Below are 11505 nucleotides of genomic sequence, written 5' to 3' on the forward strand. Positions count from 1 at the left end.
CCCGCCCGGACCCAGCCGAAAAGGCGCCACCCCTCCAGCCGGCCTGATCCGAACGACAGGCTCCTAGCCCGCGAACGCCGTGCCCGGCATCCCCTGGCCCGCGTCCGGCAGCACGAGCACCGAGCCCGCCAGCGGGTGCGGGCGCTCCTGGCCGACGCGGGCCGTGGTGATGTAGAGGTCGCGCAGGCCGGGGCCGCCGAAGGCGCAGGCGGTGGGGCGGGGCACCGGCAGCTCGACGGTCAGGTCGAGCCGTCCGTCGGGGGTGTACCTGCGGACGGCGCCGCCGTTCCACAGGGCCACCCACACGCAGCCCTCCGCGTCGACGGTGAGGCCGTCGGGGTCGCCCGCCCCGTCCTCCTCGATCACCGCGAACGGGCGTCGGCCGCGGGCGGTCCGGCCGTCGAAGTCGAGGACGTCGACGCGCCGCGTCGGGCTGTCCACGTAGTACATGAGCCGCCCGTCGGGGCTCCAGCCCGTGCCGTTGCTGACCGCCACGTCGCCGGTGCCCGCGCCCTGGTCGGCGGTGGTCCCGTCCGGGTCGACGCGGGTGAGGCCGCCGCCGCCCGGCGCCTCGTCGTAGCGCATGGCGCCCGCCCAGAGCGAGCCGTCCGGCGCCACCGCCGCGTCGTTGCCGCGCCGCCCCGGCACCGGGTCGCGCACCAGCCACGAGAAGGTGGAGCCGCCCGGCCCGTACAGCCCGACGCCGTCGCGGAGGTTCACCACGAGGCCGCCGCCCGCGCGGGGCTTCGCGGCGCCGACGTGCTGCCCGGTGGCCATGACCGTGCGGCGGCCGTCCGCGGGGTCGTAGGTGTGCACGCGCGAGCCGAGGATGTCGACCCAGATCAGCCGCCCGGCGGCCGGGTCCCAGGTGGGCCCCTCGCCGAGCTGCGCCTCCGCCCGCACCGCGACCTCGTAGGCGGTGTTCACCGCGCCTCCCGGTGGCCGAGGCGGACGGACAGGTCACCGGCGCCCTTGGCGGCGAGCTCGGCCAGTTCCCGCTCGCGCTCCTCGCTCCAGCGGATCATCGGCACGGAGATGGAGAGCGCCGCCACGACCCGGCCCGCGCTGTCCCGCACCGGCGCCGCCACGCAGCTCACGTCCGGGTTGGACTCCCGGTGCTCGACCGCGACGCCCCGCTCGCGGATCTCGGCGAGCGCGGCGAGCAGCTCGTCGGGGTCGGTGATGCTGTCCGGCGTCATCGCGGCGAACTCCCGGCCGCGCAGCCGCGCTTCGAGCTCCGGCTCCGGCAGCGAGGCGAGGAGCATCTTGCCGACCGAGGTGCAGTGCGCGGGCAGACGGCGGCCCGCCGCGGAGACCATGCGCACGGCGTGCGTGGAGTCGACCTTGGCGATGTAGATGACGTCCGTGTCCTCCAGGATGGCGACGTGGACGGTCTCGTCGCAGGTCTCGGCGACCTCACGGGCCATCTGCTGCCCCTCGGCCGCGAGGTCGAGCTGTTCCGCGTACCTGCTGCCGAGCTGGTAGGTGCGCACGCCGAGGCGGTAGCGGCCCGGCTGGTCCGGTATCTGGACGAGGTAGGAGCGGGCGGCCAGGGTGGTGAGCAGTTCGTGCACGGTGGTGCGCGGCAGCTGGAGCCTGCGGGTCACCTCGGGCGCGGAGAACGTCCCGTCGCCCTCCAGGAAGAGTTCGAGTATGTCCAGCGACCTGGTCACCGCGGGCACAAGTCGTCCCATTGATCGGCCTTCCCACCCTGCGCGTCCGAAACTTCGGTCGCTGATCGGTATGACGAACACAGGTTAGGCACGGCGTCGTTCGCGGCGCAATGGCCGCCCGGTCGCGGGGCGGGGGTCACGGAGGGCGGCGGGGCGCACGTCGGCGCCCCGCAAGACCGTTCAGCCATACCCATTGACACGTTCCGGCCACCGTGATTACCGTCACGCCAACATTTCGAACGTGTGACGAAATACCGAACAAGTCAAGGGGCAACTGCCTTGCGTATCACGGGAATCAGCACGCATGTCGTCGGAACGCCCTGGCGTAACCTCACCTACGTCCAGGTGCACACCGACGAGGGACTGACCGGGATCGGTGAGACCCGCATGCTCGGGCACACCGACGCGCTCATCGGCTACCTCCGCGAGGCGGAGGCCAACCACATCAAGGGATCCGACCCGTTCGCGGCCGAGGACCTGGTCCGCAGGATGAAGTACGGCGACTACGGCCGGGCCGGCGAGATCGTGATGTCCGGCATCGCGGTCATCGAGATGGCCTGCTGGGACATCAAGGGCAAGGCCCTCGGCGTCCCCGTCTGGCAGCTCCTCGGCGGCAAGGTCACCGACCGCGTCAAGGCCTACGCCAACGGCTGGTACACCACCGAGCGCACCCCGGAGGCGTACCACAAGGCGGCCAAGGGCGTCATGGAGCGCGGTTACCGCGCCCTGAAGATCGACCCCTTCGGCACCGGGCACTACGAACTCGACCACGAGCAGAGCCGGTACGCGGTCTCCCTGATCGAGGCCGTGCGGGACGCGATCGGCCCCGAGGCCGAGCTGATGCTGGAGATGCACGGCCGGTTCGCGCCGAGCACCGCGATCCGCCTCGCCCGCGACCTCGCGCCGTTCCGCCCCGCGTGGCTGGAGGAGCCGGTGCCGCCGGAGAACCTCAAGGCCCTGGAGAAGGTCGCCGCCAAGGTGGACATGCCGGTCGCCACGGGTGAGCGCATCCACGACCGCATCGAGTTCCGCGAGCTGTTCGAGAGTCAGGCCGTCGACATCATCCAGCCCGACGTCGGCCACATCGGCGGCATCTGGGAGACCCGCAAGCTGGCGGCCACCGCCGAGACGCACTACATGCTCGTGGCCCCGCACAACGTGGGCGGCCCGGTCCTGACCGCGGCCTCGCTCCAGGTCGGCTTCACCGCGCCGAACTTCAAGATCCTTGAACACTTCAACGACTTCGCCGACGCGGACATCAAGAAGGTCGTCAAGGGCGCGCCGCAGGTGGACCCGGAGACCGGGTGCTTCGAGCTGTCCCACGCGCCGGGCCTCGGCGTCGAGCTCGACACGGACGCCGCGGCGGAGTTCCCGCAGCAGCAGGCCCGGTTCGACCTGTGGGCCGAGGGCTGGGAGAAGCGGTCGCCGGGCGGGGCCGAGGGGTGAGCGACGGGACGGCGAACAGCCGCGCGGTCGTCGTCGAGCGCCCCGGCGAGCACCGCCTGGTCACCGGGGACGTCCCGGAGCCCGGCCCCGGCGAGGTCCTCGTCCGGGTGGCGGCCGCCGGGATCTGCATGAGCGACCGCGAGGTGTACGACGGCCACCGCGACGCGGCCTACGTGCGCTACCCGGTGATCCCGGGCCACGAGTGGTCGGGGACCGTGGCCGCCGTGGGCGCGGGCGTCGATCCCGCGCTCGTCGGCCGCAGGACCGTCGCCGAGGGGTTCCGGGCGTGCGGCGGCTGCGAGCGCTGCCGGTGCGGGGAGACCAGCCTGTGCGCCGGGGGCTACGCGGAGACGGGGTTCACCGAGCCCGGCGCCTTCGCGGACCACCTCACCGTGCCCGCCCGGCTGCTGCATCCACTGCGGGACGACGCCGACCTGCGGGCGGCCGCCCTGCTCGAACCCTCGGCGGTGATCGCCGCGGCCGTGCGCGCGGGGCTGCCCCGGCCCGGTGAGCGGGTCGCGGTGGTCGGCGCGGGGACGCTGGGGCTGCTCGCCGTCCAGCTGCTCGCGGCGTCCAGCCCCGCCGAGCTGGTGGTCGTCGACCCCCGGGCCGCCCGGGGCGATCAGGCCCGGGTGTTCGGGGCGACGGACGCCCTGTCGCCCGAGGAGGCGGCCGCCGGCGCCGGCGGCTTCGACCTGGTCGTCGAGACCGCGGGGGCGCCGACCACGGCCGCCTCGTCCTGCCTGCTCGCGCGCAGGGGCGGGCGGGTCGTGCTCACCGGGATGTTCGCGGCCGGGGCCGTGGGCATCGACCCCGTCCATCTGTCGCTCAGCCAGCTGGAGGTGCGGTCCGTCTTCGGGGCGCCGTCCTCCGCCTGGTCCGACGCGGTGCGGGCCTTCGGCCTCGGGCTGCTCGACCCCGCCCCGCTGATCACCCATGAGCTGCCGCTCGAACGGTTCGGGGAGGCCGTCGCCCTGGTCGGCTCGGGCGACCCGAAGGTCGGGAAGGTGCTGTTGGCGCCCTGACGCTCCGCCGTGCTCCGCCGCGGGCCGGTCGCGCCCGTGGCGGAGCCGCCGATGACCACACAGCCCCGTACCCCTTCGGGGCGTTCCCGCCGAACCCTGTTCGTGATACCGAACCATTGGAGTACCGTGTCTGCCCCGTCCGTACCCCGGCGCCCCGGCGCCGACGCCCTCGCCCGCATCGGGCACCCCGTGCCGCCCGTCGAGGCGGCCGACGCCTCCCCGCACACGTTCCCCGACGGCGGGACGTGGCGCACCGAGATCCCCTCCGTCGAGGGGCCAGAGGCGCTCGCCGCCGTGCTGAAGGAGAGCGCGCGGCTCGACGTGCCGGTGCACCGGATCAGCCAGGGCAGCGGCGTCTGGATGCTCCGCGACGTCGAGATCACCGAGATGGTGGACGCCTGCGCCGAGCGCGACATCGAGCTCTGCCTGTTCACCGGGCCGCGCGGCACCTGGGACATCGGCGGCTCCACGCGCACCGACTCCGGCGGCGCCGGGCTGCGCGCCCGCGGCCACGACGCGCTCGCCGGGTGCGTCGAGGACGCCGTACGCGCCACGGAACTCGGCGTGCGGTGCCTGCTCGTCGCGGACGAGGGCGTGCTGTGGACGCTGCACAGGCTGCGCGCCACCGGTGTGCTCCCCGCCGCCACCACCTTCAAGCTGTCCGCGCTGACCGGACCGGTCAACCCCGCCTCGTACGCCGTGTACGAGCGGCTCGGCGCCGACTCGCTCAATGTGCCGTCCGATCTGCCCCTGGCGCACCTCACCGAGATCCGCCGGGTCAGCCGGGCCCCCATGGACATGTACGTCGAGGCGCCCGACGACCTCGGCGGCTACGTCCGGATGTACGAGGTCGCCGAGCTGATCAGGCGCGGCGCCCCGCTGTATGTGAAGTTCGGCCTCTCCAAGGCCGCCGGCATCTACCCGTACGGCGCCCATCTGCGTGAGCACGCCCTCGCCACGGCCCGGGAGCGGGTCAGGAGGGGCCGGCTCGCCCTGGATCTGCTCGCCCGGCACGGCGCGGACGGCGGCATGTCGCCGCTCGGTTCGCGGCTCCCCGGCGAGCTGTGCCGTTTCCCCGTCCCGGAAGGGGACTGAACCCATGCGCACCCGCACTCTCGGCATCACCGCCGTCGCCGCGCTGCTCACCTTCTCGCTGGCCGCCTGCGGCCAGGAGGCCAAGGGCGGCAGCCGCTACAAACCGGATGACGGCAAGGGCGGCACGATCGGTCTCGCGATGCCCACCAAGTCCTCCGAGCGGTGGATAGCCGACGGCAAGAACATGGCGGAGCAGTTCAAGAAGGCCGGCTACGAGACCGACCTGCAGTACGGCGACGACAAGGTGGAGAACCAGGTCGCCCAGATCGAGAACATGATCACCAAGGGGCACCGGCTGCTCGTGGTCGCCGCGATCAACGGCTCGGCGCTCACCGACGTGCTGAAGCGGGCGCACGACGCCGGCATCCCCGTGATCTCGTACGACCGGCTCATCCTGGGCACGGAGAACGTGGACTACTACGCGTCCTTCGACAACGAGCGCGTCGGCCGCCTCCAGGGCCAGTACCTCGTCGACAAGCTCAAGCTCGGCGAGCCCGAGAAGGGCGCCGGCGACCCCCGGTCCATCGAGCTGTTCGCGGGCGACCCGGACGACAACAACACGAAGTACTTCTGGAACGGCGCCATGAAGGTGCTGAAGCCGTACTTCGACAGCGGTCAGCTCGTCGTCCGCAGCAAGCAGACGAGGATCAACCAGGCCACGACCCTGAAGTGGGACGGCGGCACCGCGCAGAAGCGCATGGACGACCTGATCAGCAAGAGCTACGGCGACAAGCGCGTCGACGCGGTGCTCTCGCCGTACGACGGCATCTCCATCGGCATCATCTCGGCGCTGAAGAGCGCGGGTTACGGCACCGGGAGCGAGCCGCTGCCGGTGATCACGGGCCAGGACGCGGAGCTGGCGTCGGTGAAGTCCATCATCCGGGGCGAGCAGACGCAGACGGTCTTCAAGGACACGCGCAAGCTGGCCGCGCAGACCGTCAAGATGGGCGACGCCGTGCTGACCGGCAAGAAGGTCCAGGTCAACAACACCACGGACTACCACAACGGCGAGAAGACCGTCCCCGCCTTCCTGCTCAAGCCGGTGAGCGTCGACAAGTCCAACACGAAGCTCCTCGTCGACGAGGGGTACTTCACGGCGGGACAGCTGAAGTGAGCGCCCCGCTGCTGGAGATGCGGGGCATCACCAAGACGTTCCCGGGCGTCAAGGCGCTCTCCGACGTACGGCTGACCGTGCGGCCCGGGGAGATCCACGCGATCTGCGGGGAGAACGGCGCCGGCAAGTCGACGCTGATGAAGGTGCTCAGCGGCGTGCACCCGCACGGCAGCTACGACGGGGAGATCCTCTTCGAGGGCGAGCCCGTGGCGTTCAAGGACATCCGCGCCAGCGAGCGCCACGGCATCGTGATCATCCACCAGGAGCTGGCGCTCGTCCCCTATCTGTCGATCGCCGAGAACATCTTCCTCGGCAACGAGCAGGCCAAGCGCGGCTTCATCGACTGGAACGACACCCTGCGCCGGGCGAGCGCCCTGCTGAAGCGGGTCGGCCTGCACGAGAAGCCGCAGACACCGGTCTCCGACATCGGGGTGGGCAAGCAGCAGCTCGTGGAGATCGCCAAGGCGCTGTCGAAGGAGGTGAAGCTGCTGATCCTCGACGAGCCCACGGCGGCGCTCAACGACGAGGACAGCGCGAAGCTCCTCGACCTGATCGTGGAGCTGCGCGAGCAGGGCATCGCCAGCATCGTCATCTCGCACAAGCTGAACGAGATCCGGCAGATCACCGACACGGTGACGATCCTGCGGGACGGGCAGTCCATCGAGTCGCTGACGGTGCGGCACTCCCCCGAGGCGGCGGCCGAACTGTCCGAGGACCGCATCATCCGCGGCATGGTCGGCCGCGACCTCGACCACCGCTTCCCCGACCGCACCCCCTATGAGGGCCGGGACGCGGACGAGCTCGCCCTGTCCGTCGAGGGCTGGACGGTGCGCCACCCCGTGGACCACCAGCGCACGGTCGTCGACGACGTGTCGCTGACCGTGCGGCGCGGCGAGATCGTCGGCATCGCGGGCCTGATGGGCGCGGGCCGCACGGAGCTGGCGATGTCCGTCTTCGGGCGCTCGTACGGGCAGTACGTGGCGGGGACGGTGGCGGTCAACGGCCGCCCGGTGGTCACGAAGACGGTCCCGGCGGCCGTCGACGCGGGCATCGCGTACGTCACCGAGGACCGCAAGCGGTACGGCCTGAACCTCATCGACAACATCAACCGCAACGTCTCCCTGGCCTCGCTGCCCGGCATGCGGCGGCGCGGCGTGGTCGACGAGCACCACGAGCGCCAGGTCTCCGAGCGCTACCGCAAGTCGATGAACATCAAGACGCCCACCGTCTTCGAGCAGGTGGGCAGGCTCTCCGGCGGCAATCAGCAGAAGGTCGTCCTGAGCAAGTGGATCCACGCCGATCCCGAGGTGCTGATCCTCGACGAGCCGACGCGCGGCATCGACGTGGGCGCCAAGTTCGAGATCTACACGGTGATCGACCGGCTCGCGGCGCAGGGGAAGGCGGTCCTCTTCATCTCCTCGGAACTGCCCGAGCTGCTCGGGATGTGCGACCGGATCTACACGATGGCCGAGGGCCGCCTGACCGGTGAGGTCACGCGTGCGGAGGCCACCCAGGAAGTCCTGATGCGCCATATGACCAAGACGAGAAGCAAGAGCTGAGGGCCTGCCATGACCACCACGACCACTCCCCCGCGGGACTCGTCCGCCCCGCCGCCCGTCACGCAGCGGGCGGGCGCGCTGCTGATCCAGAGCATGCGCTCCAACATGCGCCAGTACGGCATGCTCATCGCCCTGGCCTTCATCGTCGTGCTGTTCCAGATCTGGACCGACGGCACGCTGCTGCTGCCGAACAACGTCTCCAACCTGATCCAGCAGAACGGCTACATCCTCATCCTGGCGATCGGCATGATGATCGTCATCATCGCCGGTCACATCGACCTGTCCGTCGGCTCACTGGTGGCGTTCGTCGGCGCCATGTCGGCGGTGATGATGGTCAAACACGACATGCCGTGGGTGCTGGCCCTCGTCCTCTCGCTGCTCATCGGCGCCGTGGCGGGCGCCTGGCAGGGCTTCTTCATCGCCTACGTCGGCATCCCGTCGTTCATCGTGACGCTGGCCGGCATGCTGCTCTTCCGCGGTCTGACGCAGATCGTCCTCGAGGGCCAGTCCCTCGCGCCGTTCCCCGACGGCTTCCAGAACATCGCCAAGGGCTTCATCCCGGAGATGGGCCCGTACACGCAGTACCACAACCCCACGCTGCTGCTGGGGCTCGCCACCATCGCCTTCCTCCTCTTCCGCGAGGTGCGGGACCGCAGGCGGCAGCAGGCGTTCGAGCTCGACGTGCTGCCGCAGGGCCTGTGGGTGGCGAAGTGCGTGGCGATGACGGCGGCCGTGGTGGCGTTCACGCTGACGCTGGCCAGCTTCCACGGCGTCCCGGTCGTCATGCTGATCATGTGCGGGCTGCTCATCGGCCTCGGCTACGTGATGCGCAACGCGGTCGTCGGTCGGCACGTCTACGCGCTCGGCGGCAACAAGGCCGCCGCGATGCTCTCCGGCGTCAAGGACAAGCGCGTCACCTTCCTGGTCTTCGTCAACATGGGCGTCCTCGCGGCGCTCGCGGGCTGTGTGTACGCGGCGCGGCTCAACGCGGGCACCCCGCAGGCGGGCCTCAACTTCGAGCTGGAGGCCATCGCGGCGTCGTTCATCGGCGGCGCGTCGATGAGCGGCGGCGTCGGCACGGTCATGGGCGCGGTCATCGGCGGCCTGGTGCTCGGCGTCCTGAACAACGGCATGTCCCTGGTCGGCATCGGCACGGACTACCAGCAGGTCATCAAGGGTCTCGTGCTGCTCGCCGCGGTCGGCTTCGACGTGTGGAACAAGCGCAAGGTCGGCCGCTAGCACCTCCTCTTCCCACCCCTCAACTCCTGGAGCCGCACATGGAAACGAGCAGACGCACCGTCCTGGCCGGCGCCGCCGCGGCGGGTCTCACCGCCGCCGTCACCGGCACCTCGTACGCGGCGGAGGGCGGCGCGCGGACCGCGCCCTCGTCGAAGCCGGTACGGGAACTCTTCGGCAGGCTAGCCGACGGAACGAAGGTCTACCGCTGGTCGCTGGCGAACGGCGGCACCCGGCTGAAGGTCCTCTCCTACGGCGGCGTCGTGCAGTCGCTGGAGATTCCCGACCGCCACGGCCGCCACACCAACGTCTCCCTCGGCTACGACTCGATCGAGGAGTACGTCGCGGGCACCACGTTCTTCGGCGCCCTGATCGGCCGCTACGGCAACCGCGTGGCCCGGGGCCGCTTCACCCTGGACGGCACAACCCACCAGCTCTCCGTGAACGACGGCGAGAACAGCCTGCACGGCGGCGCGAAGGGCTTCAACACGCGCGTGTGGGACGTGGAGCCGTTCACGGACGCCACCGGCGTCGGCCTCGTCCTGCGGCACGTGAGCGTCGACGGCGAGATGGGCTACCCGGGCACGCTGCGCGTGAAGGTGACGTACACCCTCACCGCCCGCGGTGACTGGCGGATCGACTACGCGGCGACGACCGACAAGGCCACGGTCGTGAACCTCACCAACCACACGTACTTCAACCTGGCGGGCGAGGGCAGCGGCGACATCTACGGTCATGAACTCACCCTGGCCGCACGCCAGTTCACTCCGACGGACGCCGGTCTGATCCCCACGGGTGAGCTGGCGAAGGTGGCCGGCACGCCCTTCGACTTCCGGCGGGCCAAGACGGTCGGGCGGGACATCCGCGCCGCCCACCCGCAGCTGGTGACCGCCAAGGGGTACGACCACAACTGGGTGCTCGACAAGGGCATCACGCGCGCCCCCGAGCACTTCGCGACGCTGCGGGACGCGGACTCCGGCCGCACGATGAAGGTCGCCACGACCGAGCCGGGCGTGCAGTTCTACTCCGGCAACTTCCTCGACGGCGCCCTCACCGGGCCCTCGGGCCGCACCTACCGGCAGGGCGACGGGCTCTGCCTGGAGACCCAGCACTTCCCCGATTCCCCGAACCAGCCGTCGTTCCCCTCGACGGTGCTGCGCCCCGGTGAGACCTACCGGTCGAGCACGGTGCACGTCTTCTCGGCACGCTGACCCCACGACGAGGGCGGCACGGACACCGGCCGGTGTCCGTGCCGCCCTCGTCGTGTCCTATACGGGGCCGTCCGCCACCGGCACGCCGAAGTCCGGGGTGCCGTCCGCGTTCCACTTCAGGCGCTGGATGCGGGTGTGGCGGTTGGGGTCGTTCAGCGGGTCGCCGACGATGTCCCGGTACTGGCGGGCGTGGTAGACGAGGACGTCCGTGCGGCCGTCCTCGGCGACGGTGAACGAGTTGTGGCCGGGGCCGTACTGCTTGGTCGTGTCGTCGCTGGTGAAGACCGGCCGGGGCGACTTGGTCCAGGAACCCGGGTCGAGAAGGTCGCTGCCCGCCCTCGCGGTCAGCAGCCCCATGCAGTAGTTGGCGTCGGTGGCGCTCGCGGAGTACGTCATGAAGACGCGCCCGTTGCGCTGGAGGAACGAGGCGCCCTCGTTGACCTTGAAGCCGACGCACTCCCAGTCGTACTCGGGGGTGGTCAGCCGCACCTGGGGTCCGGTGAGCGTCCAGGGGTCGGCCATCCGGGACAGGAACACGGCGCTGTTGTGGTTCTCGCCCGGGTCCTTCTGCGCCCAGGCGAGATAGCGCGAGCCGCGGTGGGTGAACGTCGTGGCGTCCAGCGAGAAGGTGTCCCAGGCGGTCTTGATCTGCCCCTTCTCGGTCCAGGTGCCCTTGAACGGGTCGCGGTGGCCGTTCTCCAGGACCCACATGCGGATCTTCCACACGTCGTCGGCGGGCGCGGCGGCGAAGTAGAGGTACCACTTGCCGTTGATGTGGTGGATCTCCGGGGCCCAGATGTGCGCGGCCATGTCCCCGCTGGTGTGGCGCCGCCACACGACGGACTCCTCGGCGGTGGCGATGCCGGCCAGGGTGCGGGAGCGGCGCAGGATGATGCGGTCGTACTCGGGGGCGGTCGCCGTGAAGTAGTAGCGGCCGTCGCCGTGGCGGTGGATGTGCGGGTCGGCGCGGTGCGGGACGAGCGGGTTGACCGCGCGGGCCGCCTTGCGTGCGCCGGGGGCCGCGGCGAGGGCGCCGCCCTGCCCGAGGGCCAGCGAGCCGGTCACGGCGGCGCCCACGGCGAGGCCGCCCTTCAGGAGCGTTCTGCGGCCGGGGTGGTGGTCATGGGTGTTCACGTCGGTGTTCTG

At 71.1% G+C, this 11505-nt stretch carries 10 protein-coding genes; 7 read left to right on the top strand and 3 right to left on the bottom strand.

What is annotated here, in order from left to right; all coding sequences use genetic code 11:
* Window positions 1-63: 63 nt before the first annotated feature.
* Window positions 64-927: an SMP-30/gluconolactonase/LRE family protein gene (locus tag DCW30_RS24220; protein WP_076683460.1), complete on the bottom strand. Its 864-nt coding sequence runs from the start codon at window positions 925-927 to the stop codon at window positions 64-66.
* A complete protein-coding gene (locus DCW30_RS24225; RefSeq protein ID WP_062780446.1) occupies window positions 924-1694 on the bottom strand; it encodes an IclR family transcriptional regulator in 771 nt (256 codons plus the stop codon). Before DCW30_RS24225 ends, DCW30_RS24220 begins: the two co-directional genes overlap by 4 nt.
* A gap of 258 nt (window positions 1695-1952) precedes the next feature.
* On the opposite strand from DCW30_RS24225, the gene DCW30_RS24230 reads away from it, so the two are divergent.
* The 7 genes from DCW30_RS24230 (at window position 1953) to DCW30_RS24260 (ending at window position 10359) form a co-directional block, all read left to right on the top strand.
* Window positions 1953-3119: a mandelate racemase/muconate lactonizing enzyme family protein gene (locus DCW30_RS24230; protein ID WP_062780448.1), complete on the top strand. Its 1167-nt coding sequence runs from the start codon at window positions 1953-1955 to the stop codon at window positions 3117-3119.
* A complete protein-coding gene (locus DCW30_RS24235; RefSeq protein WP_076683462.1) occupies window positions 3116-4144 on the top strand; it encodes a zinc-dependent alcohol dehydrogenase in 1029 nt (342 codons plus the stop codon). Before DCW30_RS24230 ends, DCW30_RS24235 begins: the two co-directional genes overlap by 4 nt.
* Before the next feature lie 126 nt (window positions 4145-4270).
* Window positions 4271-5239, top strand: a complete 969-nt coding sequence (locus tag DCW30_RS24240) for a hypothetical protein (RefSeq protein WP_103557366.1) — start codon at window positions 4271-4273, stop codon at window positions 5237-5239.
* Window positions 5240-5243: 4 nt separating this feature from the next.
* The gene (chvE, locus tag DCW30_RS24245) at window positions 5244-6353 is read left to right on the top strand and encodes a multiple monosaccharide ABC transporter substrate-binding protein (RefSeq protein ID WP_076683464.1); all 1110 of its coding nucleotides are present in this window, start codon (window positions 5244-5246) and stop codon (window positions 6351-6353) included.
* Window positions 6350-7912, top strand: coding sequence for a multiple monosaccharide ABC transporter ATP-binding protein (gene mmsA / locus DCW30_RS24250; protein ID WP_205576577.1), 1563 nt, complete (start codon window positions 6350-6352; stop codon window positions 7910-7912). The genes chvE and mmsA overlap by 4 nt, the downstream gene beginning before the upstream one ends.
* Window positions 7913-7921: 9 nt before the next feature.
* Window positions 7922-9151 (top strand): multiple monosaccharide ABC transporter permease, encoded by a 1230-nt coding sequence (gene mmsB, locus DCW30_RS24255; RefSeq protein WP_062780452.1) that lies wholly within the window; start codon window positions 7922-7924, stop codon window positions 9149-9151.
* A 38-nt stretch (window positions 9152-9189) separates the two neighbouring features.
* Window positions 9190-10359, top strand: a complete 1170-nt coding sequence (locus DCW30_RS24260; protein ID WP_076683466.1) for an aldose epimerase family protein — start codon at window positions 9190-9192, stop codon at window positions 10357-10359.
* Window positions 10360-10416: 57 nt separating this feature from the next.
* On the opposite strand, the gene DCW30_RS24265 is transcribed toward DCW30_RS24260, so the two are convergent.
* A complete protein-coding gene (locus DCW30_RS24265; RefSeq protein ID WP_076683471.1) occupies window positions 10417-11493 on the bottom strand; it encodes a glycoside hydrolase family 43 protein in 1077 nt (358 codons plus the stop codon).
* Between the last annotated feature and the right edge of the window lie 12 nt (window positions 11494-11505).

The organism is Streptomyces alfalfae (assembly GCF_004127445.1).
Lineage (GTDB): Bacteria > Actinomycetota > Actinomycetes > Streptomycetales > Streptomycetaceae > Streptomyces > Streptomyces alfalfae.

Coding starts and splice junctions, on each gene's coding strand:
- DCW30_RS24225 (WP_062780446.1), bottom strand. CDS start 1,694: ATGGGACGACTTGTGCCCGCGGTGACCAGGTCGCTGGACATACTCGAA.
- chvE (WP_076683464.1), top strand. CDS start 5,244: ATGCGCACCCGCACTCTCGGCATCACCGCCGTCGCCGCGCTGCTCACC.
- mmsB (WP_062780452.1), top strand. CDS start 7,922: ATGACCACCACGACCACTCCCCCGCGGGACTCGTCCGCCCCGCCGCCC.
- DCW30_RS24260 (WP_076683466.1), top strand. CDS start 9,190: ATGGAAACGAGCAGACGCACCGTCCTGGCCGGCGCCGCCGCGGCGGGT.